Raw genomic sequence first — 22,936 nt, forward strand, 5'->3', positions numbered from 1 at the left:
CCTAGTTCTAGGAAGGTTTACCAAGAAAAAGAACCGATCGGGAATGTTAAGGGCGATTTTTGGATTGGGATTTGCGTTAATCGTCCCGATCGGGACGATAAAGCGCTCTGCTCGCACCTGTTGTGGTCTTCCGCCATTTGCAACTCTTTGAAACCTTAGGACTTGCGGCGGAGCTTACGAGGTTCCGGAGCGGGTCGTCGGAACCAGGCATGACCCGTATGTCCTCAGCCACGAGGCGAGCACCGTCCACGGAGTGGAATGAGGCCCAGAGACCCTCGGGATACGGGCTGCGTCCCACGATCATAAGCAGAAATCCGGGAAGGTGGTGGGTGGAGCAGCGGACCACCTCGGCGATGCTCGTCAGGTCGTCGGGTGAGGGGGTTGGCGTGTCTTGGGGATGGGTATGCCAGTCGCCGACGTAGTCGAGCCCCAGGGCATGATTCTCGAAGATTTCCTCCTGTTCGGAAGCGCGATGCGGCCAGAACGAGAAGCGGCCCCGGCGATCCCGCGACCGCGGCCCGGTCGCCGTGACGATCTCCCACTCGGTGTCGCGGACCCGCGCGAAAAGCTGGCCACCAGCCTCGCGCTGAAAGAACCGACGTTGCCGGTGCAAATCGAATGTCGCAAGAGCTTGTGCTCCGATACGAACCGAGATCCGCCCGACTTTGAACGTCAGATGCGGCTCACTCACCGGAACGTCCACTCGCCGCTGAACAAGCCGCCCATGTCGTCCGGCTTCCCTCGCGCCGCCACCCAGCCGGCAGCGATGGTGGCTTCCGCTTCGTCGAATGCCGCAGCGTCCGCAAGCCAGGAACGCCATGCCGGCCCGGTTTCGAGCTTCCGTAACGAGTCAATTGCGAGCCTGGCCACGAGAGCTTGGGCGTGGGCGAGTTCGACCGCACCGAACGTCGTCGACGCTCCTCCGCATTCGGGCGGGGGCGGCCTGCCGCCGGCGACGACAGGCAGACGGAATTTTCCGTTTTCGTCGAAGCCGTCGGCCAACCTCGCGCCGGAGCTTCCGACCAGGACAGCGTGAGCGGCGAGAGCGTGCGCCTCCATCCAGCCGTACACGGCCGCACCCTTATGGCCGGGCTGCCTCAACGCAAGTTCGACCGATGCGTCGGCCGTCCATTCGCCGGTGCAGCTCACGATCAGATCTGTCTGCCTGAGTGAGTCGTGATGCTCGCGCGCAAACGCTGCGAACGTCATCTTGTAGCCCTGCGCGAAGCCGATCATCGGCAGGCCGGCACGGATACTATCGGCCAAGGCCTCCGCCTTTCCATGCCCTACGACGCGACCCCCGAGTTCGTGGCGGCGGATGTTCTCCCATCCGAGTTTTTCGGGATCGACGAGGCTCAAGTGCTCGACACCGGCCTGTGCCAGCATGCGGGCCACGCCGGATCCGAGAGCACCGCAGCCCACGACGACGACCTTGGCCGCCGACATCTCGCGCTGGACGCCTTCGGGCAATCGCGTCGATCCCGCATCCAATCGATCCGTGGGCAGACGCTCGACCTTGAAGCGCTCGAAGAGGGTTCGCGTAGGGTCCTCTGTGCGCTCGATGCCTTCGCGCATGGCGCGCCGCTTGATGGGTTGCCCCGAGCGGTCAAGGGGCCGTCGGATCCGCAGCCCGGCATAGTGTTCGCGACCTGACGGGGCAATGCCGGCGAGTACGACGAACCCTTCCATCGGAGTGTTGGCCATCAACCGCGCCAACAGGTCCGTACCGCCCTGCGACCGCGTACGGACGAGCGCCCACAGCTCTGCCGCGGAGTCGGGATAACGGCTGGGGGCGGGAAGGGGATCGATGGAGATCACCGGCGTCTCCTTGAGCCACTTCGGCGCATCACCAGTCAAATTGGCCCAAAACCTCGCAGCCTTGTCCTTGCCCGGAAAGACGAAAACCCGACCTTCCGTTCGCACCGCGCGAGCTAGCGTCGTCTTGCGCGCCCCTCCCAAGCCGGGCAAAACTTCGGTGAGTAGGTCCCTTCGGTCCGCCCAGGTCAGCCAATAGGCGCCGAAATCCTCGCGGAAGTCGTCGTCGTGCTGCCTGTTTCGTTTTCGGTGAGAAGCTGAAAGGCCTCGGCGAGCGCCATCTGGACGGTGCGGACACGATCACTGGGCACCGCCTTGCAGCCCAGGCAGAGTTTACCGTCCTTCTCGATGTGTGGCTGAGCCTGCGCGCGCGCGTAGCCGACGAGATAGATCCGCGCCACGCTGTAGGGAAAGTCCGCGTCGACCTCAACCTGGAGCTCCCGCTCACGCCATCGCAACCGCCAGCCTTCGACCATGGCGGGCCGCAGCGAGTCTGCGGGCACGCGGCCGAGAAAATCGTCGCCGAGCCCGATGAACCAGGCGTCCAGGCCCTGAGCTGTGGAGCCGGCCGCAGCCGTCGCTTTAAGCGGAAGGCTCACGCGTGGCGCGTCTCCTTCGAGGCGTATCGGCTCTCACCTTGCTTGATCACGGCGGGGCCGCTGGCCTTCTCGACCTTCGATTTTTTGGAGGGATCGGGCTGCTTAGAGAACCAGTCAGTGAAGAACAGATTATCCCACGCCTTCATCGCTTCTTCATGCGTGCAATCCGCCTCGTCGAGTACGTCGAGATGCTTCAGGTTCTCGTCGATCTTCTCCTTGAGGAAGGCGGTCTTCGCGTCGCCGGATTCTGAGATGTTCTCGTCCAGCACCGGGTGCCGGATGGCGTCGCTCAAGCTTAGGGCGAAGCTGATGTTTTTCATTGTCTGCCGGAAAGCCCGATCGTCGCGTCCGTCGTCCCGCGCAAAGTTGTCGCAGACGAGTTTCGAAATCGCGAACCCGCTCGCGATCTTGTTCGACCAGCCATAGCGGCTCCGGGCGAAACCCTTGACTAGGCGGACGATCCGCATGAACTGACCATCGTTTCCGTTCGCCGTGGCGTCCGGCGACTTCTTCTTATTCTCATCCTTGAACCATTGTGTGTTGGCGAGCGGATCGGATTTTCTCCACTTGTCGCCGGCGGCGATCTCGAACCACTTTTTCTCCGCGCCGGTGAAGGGATCCGTCGTGCGGTTCTCACGGTAGACGGGCACGTCGACGTGATAGCCCTCCTGCTTGTAATAGACCCGCACGCAGTTGTTCCGGGGCTCGGGCTGGTCTGCAAAACGCCCGTCCTGCAGGGCGTCGCTGACCATCTTTCTGGCGTCCTCGGGCGATTTATCCTCGCCTTGATCGTTCTTCAGGCTGTCGCGCTTGAAGTAGACCCCGTCGTCGACATCGTAGTCACCGCGATCGTGCTGGATCATCGTCCGCATCGCGTAGGACCCTTGCGTGCGCGACCCGATCGCCTTGGGACTTCCGTTGCGGTCGAGGCCCGACTTGAGCCGACCGCGATTGGTCTTGGCCTTTCCAAAGATGTCGGCGCGGTCGTCTTCCGACATGCGCACTTCCGAGCGCTCGAACCCTGCAACCTGTTCGCTGCAATCCTTCACGTCGTCTCCTCCATCGTCACGCCGGCCTTGGGCATCTCGGGCAGGCTCATCATCAGTGTCTTCACCATGCGTCCCTCGGGATTACTCGGATCGTCGCAAGCGCTCTTGGCAAGGTCGGCGTCGTTACTCGCCTGCTGGATCAGTCTGTTCACGGCTTCCGGGCGAGCGTCATCGAGCGCCAGAAATTTCATCATTTCCGCAGGCACATCCCTGTTTGGAAAGCGCAATCTGCTGACGGGCCGTCCCAGTTCGGTCAGCTTATTGCCGATGAACCGCGCCATGTTGTCGAAGGCAAACTCCTGGGCGGTGATGCTGAGGCCTGCGGCTTCCGCCCCCATCTTCCAGCCGAGGATCGAGCGGTGCACCTTGCGTGCGGGGATGAGTTCACCTTCCGGCCGCGAGCAGGTACCAAGCGAAAAGATCTCGATCGGCGCGCCCTTGGGCGCGCACGCGAGCGCGTCGACCAGCCCCACCATGATGGGATTGTTCGCCCAGAGGCCGCCGTCGGCGAACACCTGTACGACGCCGTGATCGTTGTTGGGATCGTCGATCGCCGCCAGTGACCGGAAGATTGGTGCGGCACTCGACGCCATGCACACGTCGACCAGCTTGTAGTGGTCGTCGCGTACTCCGCTCGCCGGCGTCTTCTTGAAGACCCAGGAGCGATGGCTGCTCATCAGGATGGCCGGGATCGACAATGAGATGCCGCGCTCTCGGTAGACGTCCATCATGGTCGTCTCCTTGAGCACATCCGTGAGGGCCTTGCGCAGCACCTTGTCGCCTGTGCGAACGTATCGTCCGCCCATGAACATGCGCCAGATCGCGCTGAACGTACCTTTGATCCGATGCGGGAAGATCTGACGACCGTGGTCGCGGTACATCTTGACGATCTCCCCCATTGGGCGGCCGACGGCGAGTGCGCAACCGACGATCGCGCCGGTGCTTGTGCCGGTGATCAGATCGAAGCCTTTTCCAAGATCGAGGCTTTCTACTCCGCGCGTTCGCGCGAACTGAATAACGAGGCGATCGAGGAACGCGGCGGTGTAGATCCCGCGCATGCCACCGCCGTCCAGGCTCAACACCCGGTAGGCCTTGACGTCGACCGATCCTTCTGCCCCGGCCTTCTCGGTACCTGCAACCACGCGCGTGCCTATACGTCTCAAAGTCGACTAATTGTTCGTTCGTTGCGCCATTTTGCGGAGAGGTTGAAGCCCGCAGCAAGCTGTGACAAAGCGCGCCTCGTTACGGCGCCGGACTGTCAGTCAAAAGCGCGCGGCGACTCCGAACGGTTTTGGTGGAATCCCGAAAGACGTGATTAAAACTGGTGGTTGAAATGGCGGGACTCTCTCGGGAGCGCAAGGGCCGGCGCGCCTACTTTTTCCTGCGGGAGTTCAGGATTGCTGGATTGACTTCGGTTAGCTCTGGCTCTTGGGCGCGCGATTCGCGCCGCGCTCGCTCGCGGACTGGGATCGAAGCTCCCGTTCAGTCCGCCGGGGGATCGATGGCGATCCCCGAAGTCTCCCTCACCCTCGAGATCCCGGCAGCGCCGTTGCGCGCGAGCAAGGGCAGCAGAGCCACTCCCACGTCTTGTTGTCAGGCTGGGCAAATCTGGCGGCATCTGATCTCAGGAGCTCCACCCGCAAACTCTTTCGCGCTAGCAACATTCAAGAGGGGCCAATGCTGTGCGGCCGAGCGGCCTTGATCCGTTAAGTGCTGCGCGCTGACCCGACAATCGCGATCCCACCAACTGCGCTCCCGGCACACCAAGCTGGCCCCACTCATGCGGCAGGTCCGCGCCTGATCCGGGCAACGCCCTTCGTTGCCTTTTAGATGGCACCAACCGCCGATTCAAACACGTCCGCAACTTCGCACAATCGCTCTGGTGAAATTCGTCGAAAATAGCCACTAAAACGTGGAATTTGAGCGTCAAGGCAGGGCCTGCGGCACTTATGATATTCGCCATGTCACCATTGCACCAGGACGAAAGATCCCTGTTTCGAGTCGAAGAAAACATGAGGGGCACGCAGAAGGAGTTGGAGATCGACACACGCAAGCAACATGAGCAGAAGGAGCTTGGGATTTTCCTCTCGCTCAATCCATTCGAATTCGAGAGAGAAGCGATCTCAATAAGAGTGCTAGTGTTAAGGTTCTCTCCGCAATGCGCCTTGCTTGGTGCCCGGACCGCAATTCCGGAATCGCAGTTGGCTTGCACGCAGTATTCCTGCGCGTTTGCGCCGATTTCGACTGGGAACGACGCGGCCCAATATGGACTTCTTTCGCCGAGCCCGCTTTCATCACGAGGCTGGTCAGCCTGATTCTCTTGTCTCAGGACAGCCGTGACATCTCGCGTGGTGATCTCACCGAGAACTCAAATTCGCACGATATGCATCGCAGGCGTTCACATTCCGCTACGGAGATCGGTTCAGGGCGCCACCGTGGGGCGAGAGTCGATCCACACGGCCCCGGTCGTAGTCGAACAATCCGGGGCAGGACGTCAAAGTGAGAGAACACGATTATTCGTTCCATGGTGGACTGAACCGGGCCAAGGTCGGAAGGTATCTGACGCTGGTTGCCACATCAATATCCGGGACGGTGGTGTTTGTTCTTCTTTCCGCGGTGGATGTGGCGAAGCGCTACGGGCTCAATGTCAACCTGCCGCCAGCCATCCTGTCTCTCGTCGGCGCGGGAATGGTATACACCGTGCTCTTCTGGACTCTCAATCGGTATGCTTGGAGATGGCCCTTTCTCAATGCGGCGCTCAAAGTACCCGACCTCGCGGGGAGGTGGTCCTGCGAAGGTCGAAGCCTGAAGCCCGATGGGAGTGTCGGATACACATGGAGTGCTACGCTCACGATCTTTCAAACCTGGGACAAGATCCGGGTCAGGATGAAGACTGATCAATCAGGATCCGACAGCATTGCTGCGGCTCTGATCTGCGATGACGCCGAAGGTTATAGACTGCTCTACAACTATCGTAACGATCCAAACATTGGCGAAGTCGAACTTCGGAGTCATCTCGGTTCATGCATGCTCTTATTTTCCAAGGATATCCAATCCGCGGAGGGAGAGTATTTCAACGGGCACGGCCGCTTCACTTTTGGAATGATGAGTCTGAAGAGAGACCATGGCAAGGGACATCAATAGTCGATTAGATAAATTACGGCTCCGCCGAAAAGGCGTCGATCGTCTCGGGAGGCTCAATGAAGCCTCGCGCAAGGAAATCCTGTCAAAAAGCGTAGTTGCGGAAAAATGGCAAACTAGAGCGCCGACGCATGCTTACACGCGATACGCGCTCGGTGCGATGCAGGAAGTCGGGCCCGAATACACCAGGATCAGCATTGAAACGGCAGAGCGCGTCGGCAATCAGATCGCGAAAAGTATCGACACGCTCGAATTCCGGATCCAAGGCTCGGTTCCGCTTAATATTCACATTCGGGGAGTCAGTGACGTCGACCTCCTCACGCTCGAGACCGGTTTCCTCATCTTCCACGCATCGGGTCCTTTGGCCAGCGCCTACAGCCCGACCGCACGCACGTCGCTCGGAGTGCTCGATGACCTGCGTTCCTCGATCGAGAAGATCCTGCCGGCAAGCTTTCCGGCGGCCGAGGTGGATACATCCGGCGGAAAAGCGATTGCCATTTCCGGAGGGTCGCTGGCACGACCGGTGGATGTCGTTCCCTCCCACTGGTACGATACCATCACCTACCAGGAGTCTAGACAGCTCCACGACCGTGGAGTGGTCATTCTCGATCGCAAGGTGCCAAAAACGATCGAAAACTTCCCTTTCAAGCACATAAAGCTGATCGAAGATCGATGCAATTCGTGCCTAGGTGGACTTAGGAAAGCCGTACGACTCTGTAAGAATGTCAAAGCTGATGCTGTCGAGGAGGGTACAAGGATTAACTTTTCCAGCTTCGATATTGCCGCGACTATGTACCATGCAGATCAGACGGCCCTGAAAATCGGATACCTATACGAGCTCCGGATCCTCGCGGAGGTGCAGCGGCATCTGGACTATCTCTATCACAATCCTGAAGAAGCAAAGAAGTTGCGCGTCCCGGATGGCTCGCGCGTCATTTTCGATACCCAGGAGAAGTACGAAGGCATGAAAGCACTTTCCCACGAAATCGATGATCTCGTGAAGAACGTCGCCAAGGAGCAGAGGCCGCAATTGACATTTGACCTGGGCATTCCCTGGGGAGTAGCGCGCGACGCTATCGACTCGATCGAGATACCAGGTTGAAGCTTGCGGCTGCTAAAGACGATCGACGCCGCCTCGTTCAAACCGCCAGGCCGATCCTTTCGAGACCAGATACAGAGCCAGGACGCCTGGCACGAGAGACATCGCTGCGCAGCTGTTGAATGCCGATCCCTTATTGGGAGGTGGGGGTATTTCAGCAGGCGGTGGGAAGAGCCGATAGGACCATCCGCTGATGGTGCACCGCGAACCATGATCCACGGCTGCCATGATCGCTCCGTCGTGAATGGCTTCATTGAGTGCGATCGCCGCCCTTACGACCTCAGCGAAATTGCTGTCGACGACCTGCCCGACCTCAGGATGAGGATCCCGCGGCATTGGCTCGGCGAAGGGTGGTGGGTTATCGTAGTCGTAGAGACAGCAAATTAGCGGATCGCAAACCGCCGGAGGTCCGGCCAGACCTCTGAATATCTCGTCAAATCCGGTAATCTTGGGCGCGGTCCTCGACATGATCAGCTTTCTTCAGACACGGCACCTGTTTACGATAGTCGCTGGCCTCGCGATAGCGATATTCGCCTCGCTGAAATTCGCGGACGCGTTCACGGGAAACGCGTACGAGGACGTCTGGAAATTCGCTAGGTACGTTCTCGGAATACCGGCTGGCCTTGTCGCAGCCCTGTACGTGGCATGGCGCACGATCCCTGCATTTCAACGAGCGACTTTCCCATATCTGGGCGGCCGCTGGACCGGCGTGCTGCGTTATGGTCCGCCAGATAGGCAGGAACTCCGAGACGCGGTGTTGACCATCCGACACCGTCTCAGCGAAATGTCGCTCGTCCTGGAGACCAGGGAATCGACTTCGACCACGCTGGCGGTAGTTGCCACGCGTGATCCCACCGGCACGCAGTACCACGTTTACTACGTCTTCGAGAACCGAAGGAAGCCGGAGTTCACGAAGCCGGGCTACCCGACAATCTATCGAGGTGTGGCCATCATCCAGGTGGGAAGGCAGGACACCAAGCTCCTGAGCGGAGAGTATTTCACAGATCAGCCGACCAACGGCATTGCGGAGTTTCGATTGGAGAGGCCTGCTTGGTTTTAGTCGACTGGCCTCGGCCCAAGCTCGCCTACCGCCTCCTAAACTCGATCAATTGCGATTGATTGCTTCGCATGCAGCGGAGCAAATGACTCGAACCCACGACGCTTGAATGATGGATCTCCCGACGACGGCGCTCTCGTGGTTGGAAATTTCGCTGCAAGCCATTGACATGTAATGGTAGGAAAATCAATGCTGGCAGCGTGTGTCTTAATCAGCGGGTCCGCTTTAGAAGCCTGATGCGCCGCCAGGCAGACCAATCACATACCACACCAGCGTTCAGATCGGACCTCTCAGTTTGGAGCCTTTTTCAATACGCGTACGAGTTCGCCTCCGCCGTCCGACGCGAGTGGCGGGATGGCTGCACGTTACCACAGCGGCTAACTCGTTCCGCGGCGGCGTGGAGCGCTCTCCCACGCAGAAGCATTGGCGACTACCGGGAAACGCTTTCACCTGGAATCGGTCCACATCCCTAAAACTGACTGCTGTCCAGATCGTACACTTCGTCTGCTGACGTACAGCAACGAAAACGTCGGCCACCAAAGCGGTGGCTCTTTTGGTTTAGTCTAGGCGTTGGGGACATTGAGCGCCATCGTCAGAAATAGCGAACCACGTGGAGCACTGCTTTCATTTGGAAGCAGCTGCCAAACTATTGAATTTGGAAGGCATTTTGAGCCTTTTTTCCAGGCCCGCTTTGAAATCATTGAATAATCAAGCAGGTTTTGATTGTAAGCGCTTAGCCGTCACCCTATTGATGCGGGCTTGACGCTTTGCGGAATCGCCACGGCATGAGGTCTTCGATCCTGCTGTGGGGATGGCCGTCGATGATCGCCTCGAGTGTTTCGGCGATGTAGGCAGCAGGGTTTACGTCGTTGAGTTTGCAGGTGGCGACGATCGAGGCGAGCAAAGCCCAGTTTTCCGCTCCGATTTCATGTCCGGCGAAGAGCGCGTTTTTCCTGGTCAAGCAGATCGGCCGGATGGCGTTCTCGACCGGGTTGGTGTCGAGCTCGAGACGCCCGTCTTCGAGGAAGCGGGTCAGCCCCTGCCAATGATTGAGCGCATAGCGGATATCCTCGGCGAGCGTCGAACCGCTGGAGATCATCGACAGCTGTTTCTCAAACCACGACTTCAACGCGGCGACCATGGGCAGCGAGTGCTCCTTGCGCGCGGCCAACCGGATGTCCGGCGATGCGCCGCGAACCATGGCTTCGATGGCGTAAAGCTGCGCGATGTGCCGAACGGCGGCCTCGGCGATCGGCGACTTGCTGTTGCGCACCAACTTGACAAAGCGGCGGCGCAAATGGCTCCAGCAATGCACGAGCGTCCATGGCCCTTGCGGTCGAACGACTTCGGTCAACCGGTCATACCCGTCATAGGCGTCGCATTGCAGGTAGCGTCCGCCAAAACCCTCGAGGAACTGCTCAGCAAAGGCACCGCTGCGACCGGGGGCATATCGGAACAGCACGACCGGCGGACTTGGACCGCTGTGGCCGCGGTCGTCTGAGGCGATCGCCCAGAAGTAACCTTTCTTCGTTTGGCCGCGCCCCGGATCGAGTACCGGCGCCGTGGTCTCGTCCATGAACAGGCGATCCGCCGTGGCCAGGTGGCGGCGCATGTGGTCCGCGATGGGTTGAAGATGGAAACAGGCGCGACCAGACCAGTTGCCCAGTGTCGCCCGATCCAGCCGGATCCCCTGGCGCGCATAGATCTCGGCCTGACGGTAAAACGGCGTATGGTCGCCAAACTTGGAGACGATCACGTGCGCGATGGCCGCTTCGGTCGGCAGCCCGCCAGGCACGACGTGCTCCGGTGCGTGCGCCTGCACGATAGGGCCCGAGCAGCGGCGACAGATGTATTTCGGGCGGCGCGTGACCAGCACGCGCCATTGCGCCGGGATTACGTCGAGACGTTTGCTGATATCCTCGCCGATCTTCGTCATGGCGCCGCAACCGCACGGACAGAGCGTGCTCGCAGGCTCGATGATCTGCTCCACCCGCGGCAAATGAGCAGGCAAGCAGCCGCGATTGCGATGAGACTCTTGATCCGTCACGCTCCGCGATCGGCCCTGGATGACCTGCTCGGCTTTCTCCTGCGCCGCATCCAAGATGCCTTGCGCGATCTCCACGTCTTCGAGCGGCAAATGGTACTGATCTGGTCGTAGCTTCTCGGACTTCGCGCCAAACTTGTCGCGTCGCAATTCGCCGAGAATGATCTCCAGCCGACGCCGCGCCTCCTCCGACGCCGCCAGTGCCCCCTGATGCTCGCTCAAAGCCGCCTGCGTTTGCGCCAGAAGCGCCTTTAGACGTTCGTTTTCGTCGCGCAGTGTCGCGATGCTCATGCGCTATTTCGAGCACATCGCCGCCGCCCGTGCCACGATCAAAATAGCTGCCGAGTCATTCTGCCGCAGTTATCCCGCCACCTGCGGGCGCCGTGCTTCTTCCGGGCGGACCAATCTCCAATCCAGCCCTTCGAACAAGGCAGCGAACATCGCCGGCGACATGCGCATCACTCCGTCCGCGATCGTTGGCCAAACGAACTTGCAACCTTCGAGGCGTTTGTGCACCAACACCAGACCCGTTCGATCCCAGACCAAAATCTTGATCCGGTCCGCTCGTTTCGATCGGAACACGAAGGCTGCGCCGCTGAACGGATCGAGACGAAGCATCTCCTGTACCTTCGCCGCAGCCCGTCGTGGCCACAGCGGAAGTCGATCGGCCGCGTGGCAACGTAAATCTTCAGATCAGCACCGGCCGCGATCATCGTGACGCTCGCACCGCACGGATCACCCGGGATAGCTGGTCAGCATCTATGGCTGTGTCAGTCCGCAGCACGACATCGCCGATCGCAATCTCAAGCTTGACCGCCGGAGCCTGACGCTCCTCCAACGCATCTTCCACAACCAGCGGCGCAAACGTTGGTGGAGACGCCTCGCACGGCGGCAACATACCTCGCTGTCGAAGCCGCCGTCGCCAATCGTAGACCTGCCAGCGCGTCACTCCGTGCTTGCGCGCTACCTCGGATACCTGGGCGCCGGGTAACAGACTCTCCGCGGCGATCCGAGCTCTGTCAGCTTCCGACCGCACACGACGTCCTGACGGCCCTTCAAGAATCTCCAGCCGGCTCACCGACACCGCCGATGAGCCGTCCAAATAGACGTCCTTTTTGCTGTCCAATCCCATCCGAAGCCTCCGTCCTAACCGGAGGCTTCTTCGCACAGCCATCCCAGTCCCGAAGCAAGGGTTCCCGCTTAGCGGTTACTTTTGATTCCGCCATTCGGATTCTGATCCGTTGCGCTCAAAAGGACGCTTAAGCCCTTGAGTTCGTTACGTACAGAAGGCCGTTAGGCGCGGGTCCTTGGGGTGCGTTTGGAAACTGCTGCTAACTCTCGGCACACCGTCCAGAACAGTCTCCCGAGTTACACTGCCACACTCCTCAGGGGGCCAACTCGAAGTCATGCTGCCTGCTGAATTTGTTTTTGCCCCTCACCCAGAGTGTTTGGCTCCCATCGGACTTGGCTAACGGTTCTTCGGCTAGCCCCGTGACCGAGCCAATTGATCAGAGCTTTATGTTCCATTAGCGAGTCACCAAGTGCGGAGAACACCACGGTACTGATAGCTTGCTGTTGGCTGCGCAGGTGGTCTTCAACCAGCTTGTGCCGAGTGACATAGCCTGCGTTCACGCCAGGGATAGAATGGTTCATGAGGAGCTTAGCATCGAATTCGGAAACGCCGGCAGCGGTGGCAATCGTCCGAAATGTTTGACGAAGGTCATTGCCCCATTTTGACAAGACCTCTCGATCCTCCTTTGTTTCCGCTAAGTGTCCAGAGGCGCTCTCAGCGGGGAACAACCACTTTTGCGCCTGAGACGGCTGCATTTGCCTGCCGAAACGAAGCACCCGAATGAGACACAGGATCATTTGCCGAGATAGCGGGATGTCGAACGCTCGCTTGCTGCCTCCTTTGGGCTTTGGGATGTGGAGCGTACGCCGTCGAAAATTTATGTGTTCGGGTCTGGCCTGCTGCAAGGCGGTGGGTCTCGACCCACACAGCAATGCTAAAAGATGGAATTCGCGCCGGATTGGGTTCTCTAGTTTGGCCAGTTCGAGAAACCATCCTTTCAAATCGCCGGTCCCCATACCAGTGTTCCTGCGCTCTTCCTGATTCCAATCGACAGCATCTGCGGGGTTGTCACGCGGGAGCGATCGATTGGTCTTCCGCGCATGATTGTAGATGGCCCGCAGCGTCCGCATGCTGCCATTCGCGATGTAGGGACCGTTCTCCTTAGTAAGCTGATCATGCTTTTTGGCGACGCGAGCGGGATCATTCGCGAGATCCAGCAAAGGGGTCTTCAGCCATTCCGAAAAGAGGCGTTCAACGTGATCGCGATACCCGCTGATCGTTTTCTCGCTACGGCCTTTTCGGATCAAGTGGGCTTCCAGGTAGCGTTGCCAAGCCTGCTCCAGGGTGGCGGCCCCTGCAGCACCATTCCCATCGGTCCCGGCCTGTTCGGAGTTTCCGTTCTCCCTCGCTTTCGGGTGCTGTCCCTTGCTGATCTGAGCAATATAATCCTTGGCAATCGCGCGGGCTGCCCTGGTGGTCAACTCGCTGGCGTCACCGATCGATACTCTGATGGAGGAGGCCCGCTTTCCTCGTTGTCTAAGATCACCTTGAACAGTGAAGGTCCTTTTTCGCTTCCCGACAACCACAAAGAAGCCTTTCAACTCGGTGTCGCGAGCCAAATACCAGCCATCTTCAGGAGTCGGCAGCTGAGCGATGGCCTTATCGTTGAGAGCAATGCGAATGTCGGTCATGAGGGTCGACGTGAACTGCTAAAACGGTTTTCAAACGGTTTTGGCGAACTGAGGTGTTTGAAGGTCAGAGTTCGCTGGGCTGCGAAGCTATGCGACAAGTCTCTATAAATAAAAGACCTTTCTCGAGTTCATCGTAGTGTGGCGCAGATTCAGAAATCGCAGAGAGGCGCCGGTTTCGAACTCTTAATCAGCGGGTCCCAGGTTCGAGCCCTGGTGCGCCCACCATATAAATCAAACACTTAGCGGTTTAAGCAAACGGCAAAATAAGCGCCGTTTACACCACCGTTTAGCCGCGCCTTCGCCGCGGATCTGGCGCGGCGCTCTCAAGGACGACCCCGGACCGGCGCCTTCTAGATTTCGTACTCTCCGAACGGCGGCCGGCTTCAGGTCTTCGCTTCTGGTTCACCTCGAGCTTCCCGCTTCGAATCTGATGCTGTACGCGTGCGAACCGGAGATGAGCTCAAACAAGTCTATTTTCCCCTCAGCGGGGTCTTGGCGTTCCTGGTCGAGATGTCGGACGGACACATTGTCGCTTCCCTCTCATGGGCTCGGAAGGAGCGGTCGGGGCTCTCTCTATTCTAAGTCCTTCGCACTCGCCAGTCACAGCAACGGCCTATGTGGCCGGAGCTGCGCTCCAGAGTCCCGTCCCACGGTTCCAACAAGCCTATGAGCAAAGCGGCGCCATCAAGCGTGTTCTGCGCCTCCATCTCCGCACTCAATTGTTGCAGCTTCAGAATGTGGCTGCCTGCAACGCGGTGCACCCGGTGGAATGCCGTATGGCTCGATTGTTGTCGAGATACATGACCGTGTTGCGAGCAGCGAGATTGGATTGACGCAGGCGGCGCTCGCACAACTTCTCGGAGTGCGGCGAACGACCGTGACTCTAACCATGCGTAAACTTCGGGCAATCGGCCGCATCATATCGGAGCGGCGCGGCGCGTTGGAGGTCCATCGAACGCGGCTCGAGAACGTCGCTTGTGAGTGTTACTGCGCGATGCGCCAGAGGATCAAACGAATGGATGAGGAGAAGCTGAGCTCCCCGAATGGTTCGCATCTGCAATATTCCCCCGTTCAGATGAATCGAACGTCGTTCGCTATTGAACCGAAGCTGATGTGGGATAGATTACCTGTCGATGAAAGAGATGCTGGCCCATCTGGAACTGCTCCGCGTGCAAATGGCCGAGTGCGAGCGCCTTCAGCAGGCAGCAAGGAGCCAGCTCAAGCGCGATGTCTATGCGCGGGCGCTCACTCGTTACAAGGCAATCGCAAGAGAGCTGGAACGAGCGATAGCATGCCTGCCCGACTTTAGGCCCCTGCGTCGGCCAGAAATAACATAAGGGCGAATGCTTTGCATCGTCCCCTGGTTGACGACCGTCGCTTCAGGCCCGTGCCCGACCTTAGCTCAAAGCGCCGAAAGGTCTGCTTCGCGCAAGTGACCTGAACAGGACGATGCGAGCGGGCCAAGGCAGCCTTTGGTCATGCCGGTACTGATACTCGAGAGGGACATTCGTCATGACCGAGTCCTCCTGTTGACTTGAAATCAGTCTTTGCCACTGGCGAGCCTACGATAGGTCGCGAGATCGCTCGCGCCGGACGTTGGAATTATGTCGGGCCCGATGACCAGCGATGTACCAAGCCCGGCGTAGATGTATCGTGTGCCGTACGCTTTCTTCAACGCAACGAAGTTCGGTTCGCCCGTGCAGTGTCCGGAGAGATGTTCTCGATCGTGCACCGCGGTGATGCCCAGGGGTGTGCAAAAACATCCGGTCGTTTAGACGGGCGCGCAGGACGACGCCGCGGGCAGCGGTCGCGTGTCCTCCGGCGTTCAACGGGAGCAGAGAGCACCTCGTGGCGATTGCGAAACCGCGATGCGAGGTCGCTGCGCACTCTACGCCGTAGGCTGCTGGGCCAGAGCTGTGACCCCGCCGTGCTGACCAGACGTATGCGCGTAACATAGGGAACCGATCCTTCACCCCGAGCAAGATTTCTGTTGTTACTCGTTTTTGCCACCTTTAGCATTCGTCGCACAAGTATCGAACCAAGCTGCACCGGGAGGAAGATGATGCGCTGCCTTCGTGCAATTCGGTTGCTTGCGTGCGCTCTCGTGATGGTGGCATTGCTGTCGGCGGCCCCGGGCCACGCGCAGGGCACTTTACAGAACATCCCTAGGAAGCAACTGCTCATCCTTGAAAACCCGGAAGGGACCGTCAAGAACGCCGGATGGTTCAACATCTGGGCCATCAACGCCGGATCGCAGTCGAACGGGCTGCAACAGGTCGCCCTCGATACTCTTTGGTACATCGATCCCGAAAGTGGTGTGGACGGCGTTTGGGACAACTCGCTGGCCGCCGACAAGCCGCAATACAATGCCGATTTTACCGAGATGACGGCGAAGCTCCGCAAGGGCATCTTCTGGAGCGACGGTGTTGAGTTCACCGCGGATGATGTCGTCGCGACGGTGACGATCCAGATCAAGCATCCGGGAATGCGCTTCAGCGCGGTGCTCGCGAGTAACGTGGCATCCGTTGAGGCGCCAGACCCGTATACGGTGGTGTTCAAGCTCAAGAAACCCAACTCGCGCTTCCATGCCAATTTCACTGTGCGCTGGGGCGCGGTATGGATATTGCCCAAGCATGTTTTCGAGAAGGCGGATGATCCGGCCAAGTTCGATTTCAACAAGCCGGCTTCGCTCGGCGCCTATGTGCTGTACAGCTACGATCCCGACGGCAAATGGTACATCTGGCAATTGCGGGACGACTGGCAGCGCACCACGCTCGCCCGCTACGGCAAGCCCGGGCCGAAATATCTCGCGTATATCGATCCCGGCCCGCCAGACAAGCGGGTCATTGCCCAGCTTAACCACGAGCTCGATGTGGTCCATGACATCGCGCCCGAGGGCATGTTTGCCCTCGCCAAGCAAAGCAAGGTGACACGGGCATGGTTCAAGGGATTTCCTTATGCCCATCCCGATCCGACGCTCCCGGCGGTGATCTTCAACACGCAGAACGAGCTGTTCAAGAACCCCGACGTGCGATGGGCGCTCGCGCTGTTGATCGACATCAAGGCGGTGTCGATGGCGGCCTACCGTGGCGCCGCCACCATATCCGCCATCGGCGTGCCGCCAACCGGCGCCCATCCGGCAACGTACCATCAGCCGATAGAGGAATGGCTCAAGGGTTTCGAGATCGACACCGGCAAGCGCAAGATCAAGCCGTACGATCCCACGATCGGCAAGCAGATCGCCGAAATGCTGCGGCCTTCGATGGGCGAGCAGATACCATCCGATCCCGCGGAGATCGCCCGTGCCTTTGGCATGGGCTGGTGGAAGGTCGATCCGCAGGCCGCGCAGGAACTGCTCGAGAGGGCTGGTTTCACCAAGCGCGGCGGCGCCTGGATCACGCCGGATGGCAAGCCCTTCACCGTTCGCGTGATGGTCGAAGGCGACCTACGCCCGGTGATGACGCGGGCCGGCAGCATGATCGTGCAGCTATGGAAACAGGCGGGCATCGACGCCCGGATCGATGTGGCGCAGGGGACGCTGCCGACCCGGCGCGCGGCCGGCGATTTCGACACATTCATCGGCTGGAGTGTCGAGACCTGGGGCGGCCACCCCGACCTGTCCTACTTCCTCGACAGCTGGCATTCGCAGTTCGTCGCGGAGCCGGGCAAATCGCAACCGCTGCGCAACTGGCAGCGCTGGTCCAGCCCCGTGCTTGACAAGATCATCGAGACCATCCGGATGGTGGGCTTTGACGATCCGAAATCGATCGAGCTCGGCAAGGACTACATCAAGCTCGCGGTGAAGGAGATGCCGACCATCCCGCTGATGGCGTACAACGTCTTCACGGCGATGGACCAGACCTATTGGACGGGATATCCCACGTCGGAAAATCCCTACACCAATCCGGTGCCGAACTGGGGTAATTCGCGCTATATGCTCGTCAAGCTCAAGCCTGCCGGCTAGGAGTCATGAGGAGGCGGCGGGTCGCGTCTGTCCGAACGCCGCGGTCCGACCTTCTGGGGGTGTCGATGAGCGGATATGTTGCGTATGTTGGCCGACGGCTGGCGCAGTTCGTGCTCGTGGTCTTCATCGGCGTCAACCTCGCTTATGTGATTACCCATGCCACGCCGATCGATCCCGTCGAGCAGTCGATCTCGGCGGTCACCTCCTTTGGCAACACGGCTCCGGATGCAATCGAGCAGATGCGCACTTCGCTGCGCGAGCTCTACGGACTTGGCGGCTCGCCTGCCCAGCAATATCTGGCGTTCTGGAAGCGGATCCTGCGCGCCGATTTCGGTCCTTCGCTCTCGGCGTTTCCAACGCCGGTCTCAACGTTGATTGGCCGTGCGCTACCCTGGACCGCCGGACTGCTCGCGATCTCCACAATCATCGCCTGGGGGCTCGGAAGCCTGCTCGGCGGACTTGCCGGCTACTACCAGAAAAACCGCGGGCTGAAGCTGATGGGGCTGGTCGCGATGGGGCTGCATCCGATCCCTTATTATATCGTGGCGCTCGTGCTGCTGATCGGGTTCGGCTTCCTCTGGCCGGTGCTGCCGATCACCGGCGGTTCGGCGATGAACCTGCCGCAGACATTGACATTCGATTTCGTCGTCAGCGTACTGCAGCACGCCATCCTGCCCGCGCTCTCGCTGATCCTGATCGGCGTGGGCAGCTGGTTCCTCGGGATGCGCGCGCTGGTGTCCAACGTCGTGACCGAGGATTATGTGCTCTATGCCGAGCTGGCGGGTGTCAGGTCTGGGCGCATCCTGTCTTCCTACGTGATGCGCAACGCGCTGCCGCCCCAGCTCACAGGGCTCGCCATCTCGCTTGGCGGAATCTTCAACGGTGCCGTCATCACCGAAAAGGTATTCGGCTATCCAGGCGTCGGCTCGTTACTGGTCGATGCCGTCTATGCGGGGGACTACGGGCTCGTGCTCGGCGTGACCACGGTCTCCATCCTCGGCGTTTCGACCGGCGTGCTCGTGATCGATCTGCTGTATCCACTGCTCGATCCCCGGGTGAGGGTCAGCTGATGACTGCAATCCTGCGTGACCTCCTGCGTTACCACGCCGAATTCCGGATCGGGGCCGCGCTCATCGCCATCGTGCTGCTGTTGTCATTGCTGGCGGGCTTCTCGCCCTATTCGCCGCAGGACGTCTATGTGGTGCCGCCGGATGTGCCGCCGGCGCTGACCTATTGGTTCGGCACCACATCGCGCGGCCAGGACGTGTTCTGGCAGCTGACCTTTGCCCTTCGCAATACCCTGCTGTTCGGATGCACCGTGGCATTGATCAGCCGTCTGTTGGCGCTCATGGTCGGGCTCCTCAGCGGCTACAAGGGCGGTTGGATCGATCGGGCGCTGATGTCGGTGAACGACACCTTCATCGTCATCCCGCTGCTGCCGATCCTAGTGCTGTTCTATTTCGTGATGCGCGACCGCATGTCCTGGCTGCTGCTGGCGCTGATCATGGCCTGCCTCGGCTGGGCCTACGACGCGCGTCTGATCCGCTCGGCGGCGATGAGCCTGCGGGCCCGTGAATTTACCCAGAGCAGCCTGTTCTCCGGCATGAGCACGCGCGAGATCCTAGTCCAAGAGCACTTGCCCTATGTCTTGCCAATCGTGTTCTCGACGACCATGAACAACATGGTATGGTCGATCGGGCTGGAGGTGACGCTGGCGGTGCTCGGCTTCACCGACATCAACACGCCGACGATCGGCGGCATGATCTATTGGGCCAACCAGCATACCGCGATGGTTGCGGGAGTCTGGTGGTGGATCGCCTTTCCGACGATCGCGGTCATCATGACCTTCATCGGGCTGTTTCTGCTGGCGGTGTCGATGAACGACTACATCGATCCGCGCAGCCGTCTCGGCAGCTTGGGAGGCGCGCCGTGATTCCGGCCGCAACAATGCAGGGCGACCCGTCCAAGGAGGCGGAGCCGATCCTGTCGGTGCACGACCTGCAGGCCCACTTCCGGACCGAGCGCCACGGGGTTAAGCGGGCCGTTAAGGCGGTCGACGGCATCAGCTTCGTGGTCGGCCGCGGCGAGATCTACGGGCTCGCAGGCGAATCCTCCTCCGGCAAGACCACGCTGGTCAAGACGATCGCAGGCGCGGTCAGGCCGCCACTGGAGGTGGTCGGCGGCCGCGTGGATTTCGCCTTCCTGCCAGGCTATGGCGGACTGCACTGCGCGCCTGAGGCCGAGGTGGCGCGGATCCGCTGGCGGCATTTGTCCTACATCATGCAGGGTTCGATGAACGTGTTGAACCCGGTGCGCCGGCTCCGGTCAGCCTTCGTCGACTTCGCATATCCGCATATTGGCGAGAGCCGCCGGCAATTCGAGCAGGAGGTGGTCGCCCATCTGGCGCGGCTCAAGCTCGACCCCTCGGTGCTGGAGGCCTATCCGCATGAGCTGTCCGGCGGCATGCGGCAACGCGCCACCATTGCACTCGCCACCATCTGCCGGCCCGATGTCATTCTTGCCGACGAACCCACAACCGCGCTCGACGTCGTGGTGCAGAAGGAGGTGCTCGCCTTGATCAGTGCCATCCGTCGCGAGATCGGCTCGTCGGTCCTGCTGGTTAGCCATGATCTCGGCGTTCATGCGCATGTGACCGATCGTCTCGGCATCATGTATGCCGGCCGCTTGATCGAAGAGGCCGCAACGCTGGAGATCTTCCGCCATCCGCTGCACCCTTACGCCAGGCATCTCATCTCCAGCCTGCCGCGCATCGGCGATGACGTCCCGCGGAAGGCACTGGACGGCACTCCGCCAAATCTTGCCGATCCGCCGACCGGGTGCCGCTTCCATCCGCGATGCCCGCTGGCGATGGAGATTTGCAGGCACGAGGTCCCAGCCATGCGGGAGAACGCGCCTGCGCATCGCGTCGCCTGCTTTGCCGTCAATCGGAGCGGTGGGACATGAGCGACCTGTTGCTCGAGGTTTGCCAGGTCAGCAAGACCTTCATGCGGGGAGGGGTGCTGACGGGGCGACGCGTTGCGGCGGTCAAGGACGTCAGTTTCCGGCTCGCCGCAGGGCGGCCCGAGATCTTTGCGATCATCGGCGAATCCGGCAGCGGCAAGACCACGCTTTCTCGGATGATCCTCAACATTGACACGCCCACCAGCGGCAAATTGCGGTTCGACGGTGTCGATCTTGCAACGATCCGCACCGCCGCCGACCGCCTCGCCTTCATGCACAAGGTGCAGCCGATCTTCCAGAACCCGTTCGAATCCTTCAACCCGCTGAAGCGGATCGATCGCTATTTGTTCATGACGCACCGCCGCTTCATCGCGGCCGATGGTAGGCTCGCGCCCGAGATGGCTGTTGACGAGGCGCTGCACAAGGTCGGATTGTCGCTGAAAGAGGTAAGCCGAAGGTACCCGCACGAGCTCTCCGGCGGACAGCTTCAGCGGGTCGCGATCGCCCGCGCGCTGCTCGCCAATCCGAAGCTGATCGTGGCCGACGAGCCGGTCTCCATGATCGATGCATCCTTGCGCATATCCATCGTCAACCTGTTCAAGACGTTGCGCGATGATCTCGGTATCTCCATCATCTACGTCACTCATGATCTGGCGACCGCCTATTACGTCAGCGACCGCATCATCATCATGCAGCAAGGCAGCGTCGTCGAAAGCGGCGACGCAAGAGCGGTGTTGAATGCGCCGCAGCATCCCTATTCCCGTCAGTTGCGCGAGGCCGCGCTATTGCCTGACTTCGCAGCGGGCCTTTAAGTCGGCATGATCTACCTCACAAGCTCCAGGGCACCTGAGAGGCGAACATGAGAAAAGCAAACGTTCTGATTGACCGCGATTTCGCCATCGGTCACACGGACCCGCGTTTGTTCGGCGCCTTCGTCGAGCACCTGGGACGCTGCGTCTACGGCGGCATCTATGAACCCGGCCATCCCACCGCGGATAAGAACGGTTTTCGTGGCGATGTGCTGGCGCTGGTCAAGGAGCTCGGTCCGACAATCATCCGCTACCCCGGCGGCAATTTCGTTTCCGGGTATAACTGGGAGGACGGCGTCGGCCCGGTGGAGAAGCGCCCGGTACGCCTCGACCTCGCCTGGTTCAGCACCGAACCGAACAGCTTCGGCACCAATGAGTTCATGGACTGGTGCAAGGCTGCTGCGGTCGAGCCGATGTTGGCGGTCAATCTCGGCACCAGGGGTGGGGACGCTGCGCGCAACCTGGTTGAATACTGCAATCATCCGGGTGGATCGACGTGGTCGGACCTGCGCCGCGCCCATGGCTGGGAGAAGCCGCACAATGTCAGGTTCTGGTGCCTGGGCAACGAAATGGACGGTCCCTGGCAGATGGAACACAAGAGCGCCGAGGCCTATGGCGCGATCGCGCGCGAAGCCGCCAAGATGATGCGGTGGGTGGATCCGACGATCGAGCTCGCGGCATGCGGTTCGTCCGGACGAAACATGCCGACATTCGGCCAGTGGGAAGACACGGTGATCGAGCACACGTTCGATCACGCCGAGTACATTTCGCTCCACACGTATCTGAACAATTACAGGCAGGATACGGCATCGTTTCTCGCCAGCCCCGACTTGATGGATCGCTTCATCGACGAGGTTGTCGCGCTCGCGGACGCCGTGGCGGCGAAGCGCCGCTCCCACAAGCGCATGATGCTGAGTTTCGACGAATGGAATGTCTGGTATCGAACCCGCCGCAATCGGGCCGATCGTGTCAAGGAAGGGTGGCCGGTGGCGCCGCCGATCCTGGAGGAAATCTACACCATGCAGGACGCGCTCGCTTTCGGGGGCGCCTGCATCTCGCTGCTCAATCACGCCGATCGGGTGAGAGCGGCCTGCCTTGCGCAGCTCGTCAACGCGATTGCGCCGATCATGACCGAAACCGGCGGCGGGGCGTGGCGCCAGACCATTTTCTTTCCGTTCGCCCAGATGAGCCGTCTTGGACGTGGCAAGGTGCTGCGTACTCAGGTCGAGTCGGATGCCTACGATTCTTTCTATTACGATCCCCGTGGGGCCCACGACCTGAGTTTTCCGGTGCCGAACGTGCCGTATCTCAAGATCGCGGCTGTTGCAAGAGAAGCCGGCACTCTTACGCTGTTCATGCTGAACCGCGACCTGATGCAGGAGATGGAGGTGAGCCTCGAGGCGCGGAGCTTTGGCCCGCTCGCAGTGAGCGAGGCGCTCGAGTTGCGCCACGATGATCTCCAGGCGAGCAACACCAGGGACGCAACCGAGCGCGTGAAGCCGGAGCCGCTGCAGGGCGTGACCATCGACGGCGCGCGGATGCGCGCAACGCTGAAGCCGGCATCTTGGAATGTCGTTCACTTGTCCCCGGGTCGATAGACAAGTCTCGAATGGCGCTACGCAAAGTCGCCGTTCC

19 protein-coding genes are annotated in these 22,936 nt (G+C 60.3%); 10 read left to right on the plus strand and 9 right to left on the minus strand.

The features are described from left to right. Nucleotides 1-76: 76 nt before the first annotated feature. From ACNJYD_RS11035 to ACNJYD_RS11055, 5 genes are all read right to left on the minus strand, one after another. Nucleotides 77-691, minus strand: coding sequence for a Mov34/MPN/PAD-1 family protein (locus ACNJYD_RS11035; RefSeq protein ID WP_439366385.1), 615 nt, complete (start codon nt 689-691; stop codon nt 77-79). Beyond that, the gene (locus ACNJYD_RS11040) at nt 688-1,818 is read right to left on the minus strand and encodes a ThiF family adenylyltransferase (protein WP_439366386.1); all 1,131 of its coding nucleotides are present in this window, start codon (nt 1,816-1,818) and stop codon (nt 688-690) included. Before ACNJYD_RS11040 ends, ACNJYD_RS11035 begins: the two co-directional genes overlap by 4 nt. 185 nt (nt 1,819-2,003) lie before the next feature. After that, nucleotides 2,004-2,414: a hypothetical protein gene (locus ACNJYD_RS11045; protein ID WP_439366387.1), complete on the minus strand. Its 411-nt coding sequence runs from the start codon at nt 2,412-2,414 to the stop codon at nt 2,004-2,006. Continuing rightward, nucleotides 2,411-3,463 (minus strand): cyclic GMP-AMP synthase DncV-like nucleotidyltransferase, encoded by a 1,053-nt coding sequence (locus tag ACNJYD_RS11050; RefSeq protein WP_439366388.1) that lies wholly within the window; start codon nt 3,461-3,463, stop codon nt 2,411-2,413. Before ACNJYD_RS11050 ends, ACNJYD_RS11045 begins: the two co-directional genes overlap by 4 nt. Beyond that, nucleotides 3,460-4,605: a patatin-like phospholipase family protein gene (locus ACNJYD_RS11055; RefSeq protein ID WP_439366389.1), complete on the minus strand. Its 1,146-nt coding sequence runs from the start codon at nt 4,603-4,605 to the stop codon at nt 3,460-3,462. Before ACNJYD_RS11055 ends, ACNJYD_RS11050 begins: the two co-directional genes overlap by 4 nt. Before the next feature lie 1,357 nt (nt 4,606-5,962). Between ACNJYD_RS11055 and ACNJYD_RS11060 the strand changes: the two genes are divergently transcribed. The 3 genes from ACNJYD_RS11060 (at nt 5,963) to ACNJYD_RS11070 (ending at nt 8,763) form a co-directional block, all read left to right on the plus strand. Next, nucleotides 5,963-6,607 (plus strand): Cap15 family CBASS effector, encoded by a 645-nt coding sequence (locus ACNJYD_RS11060; RefSeq protein ID WP_439366390.1) that lies wholly within the window; start codon nt 5,963-5,965, stop codon nt 6,605-6,607. After that, nucleotides 6,588-7,706, plus strand: coding sequence for a hypothetical protein (locus tag ACNJYD_RS11065; RefSeq protein ID WP_439366391.1), 1,119 nt, complete (start codon nt 6,588-6,590; stop codon nt 7,704-7,706). The genes ACNJYD_RS11060 and ACNJYD_RS11065 overlap by 20 nt, the downstream gene beginning before the upstream one ends. A gap of 463 nt (nt 7,707-8,169) precedes the next feature. Next, nucleotides 8,170-8,763 (plus strand): hypothetical protein, encoded by a 594-nt coding sequence (locus ACNJYD_RS11070; protein WP_439366392.1) that lies wholly within the window; start codon nt 8,170-8,172, stop codon nt 8,761-8,763. 742 nt (nt 8,764-9,505) lie between these two features. Here ACNJYD_RS11070 and tnpC read toward each other — a convergent pair. The 4 genes from tnpC to ACNJYD_RS11090 form a co-directional block, all read right to left on the minus strand. Continuing rightward, a complete protein-coding gene (gene tnpC, locus ACNJYD_RS11075) occupies nt 9,506-11,095 on the minus strand; it encodes an IS66 family transposase (RefSeq protein ID WP_439366393.1) in 1,590 nt (529 codons plus the stop codon). 69 nt (nt 11,096-11,164) lie between these two features. Beyond that, complete coding sequence (tnpB, locus tag ACNJYD_RS11080; protein ID WP_246161162.1) at nt 11,165-11,422, minus strand: IS66 family insertion sequence element accessory protein TnpB; 258 nt, start codon at nt 11,420-11,422, stop codon at nt 11,165-11,167. Nucleotides 11,423-11,513: 91 nt separating this feature from the next. Then, entirely contained in the window at nt 11,514-11,936 is a 423-nt protein-coding gene (gene tnpA / locus ACNJYD_RS11085; RefSeq protein ID WP_439366394.1) for an IS66-like element accessory protein TnpA, read from the minus strand. A 272-nt stretch (nt 11,937-12,208) separates the two neighbouring features. Then, nucleotides 12,209-13,567 (minus strand): tyrosine-type recombinase/integrase, encoded by a 1,359-nt coding sequence (locus tag ACNJYD_RS11090; protein ID WP_439366395.1) that lies wholly within the window; start codon nt 13,565-13,567, stop codon nt 12,209-12,211. Between the two features lie 769 nt (nt 13,568-14,336). Between ACNJYD_RS11090 and ACNJYD_RS11095 the strand changes: the two genes are divergently transcribed. The 7 genes from ACNJYD_RS11095 to arfA all read left to right on the plus strand — a co-directional run bounded on the left by ACNJYD_RS11095 (nt 14,337) and on the right by arfA (nt 22,899). After that, nucleotides 14,337-14,876, plus strand: a complete 540-nt coding sequence (locus ACNJYD_RS11095; RefSeq protein ID WP_439366396.1) for a helix-turn-helix domain-containing protein — start codon at nt 14,337-14,339, stop codon at nt 14,874-14,876. A gap of 753 nt (nt 14,877-15,629) precedes the next feature. Continuing rightward, nucleotides 15,630-17,531, plus strand: coding sequence for an ABC transporter substrate-binding protein (locus ACNJYD_RS11100; protein ID WP_439366397.1), 1,902 nt, complete (start codon nt 15,630-15,632; stop codon nt 17,529-17,531). Between the two features lie 65 nt (nt 17,532-17,596). Further along, nucleotides 17,597-18,601 carry an ABC transporter permease gene (locus tag ACNJYD_RS11105; RefSeq protein ID WP_212255185.1) on the plus strand — a complete coding sequence of 335 codons (1,005 nt, stop codon included), beginning with the start codon at nt 17,597-17,599 and terminating at the stop codon, nt 18,599-18,601. Continuing rightward, complete coding sequence (locus ACNJYD_RS11110; protein WP_212255186.1) at nt 18,601-19,464, plus strand: ABC transporter permease; 864 nt, start codon at nt 18,601-18,603, stop codon at nt 19,462-19,464. The genes ACNJYD_RS11105 and ACNJYD_RS11110 overlap by 1 nt, the downstream gene beginning before the upstream one ends. A gap of 14 nt (nt 19,465-19,478) precedes the next feature. Beyond that, nucleotides 19,479-20,495 carry an ABC transporter ATP-binding protein gene (locus ACNJYD_RS11115; RefSeq protein ID WP_439367461.1) on the plus strand — a complete coding sequence of 339 codons (1,017 nt, stop codon included), beginning with the start codon at nt 19,479-19,481 and terminating at the stop codon, nt 20,493-20,495. Next, nucleotides 20,492-21,304 carry an ABC transporter ATP-binding protein gene (locus ACNJYD_RS11120; protein ID WP_439366398.1) on the plus strand — a complete coding sequence of 271 codons (813 nt, stop codon included), beginning with the start codon at nt 20,492-20,494 and terminating at the stop codon, nt 21,302-21,304. Before ACNJYD_RS11115 ends, ACNJYD_RS11120 begins: the two co-directional genes overlap by 4 nt. A 47-nt stretch (nt 21,305-21,351) precedes the next feature. Beyond that, entirely contained in the window at nt 21,352-22,899 is a 1,548-nt protein-coding gene (gene arfA, locus ACNJYD_RS11125) for an arabinosylfuranosidase ArfA (RefSeq protein WP_439366399.1), read from the plus strand. Nucleotides 22,900-22,936: the final 37 nt, after the last annotated feature.

Origin of the sequence: Bradyrhizobium sp. SPXBL-02, assembly GCF_051853065.1 — a bacterium.
Classification (GTDB): domain Bacteria; phylum Pseudomonadota; class Alphaproteobacteria; order Rhizobiales; family Xanthobacteraceae; genus Bradyrhizobium.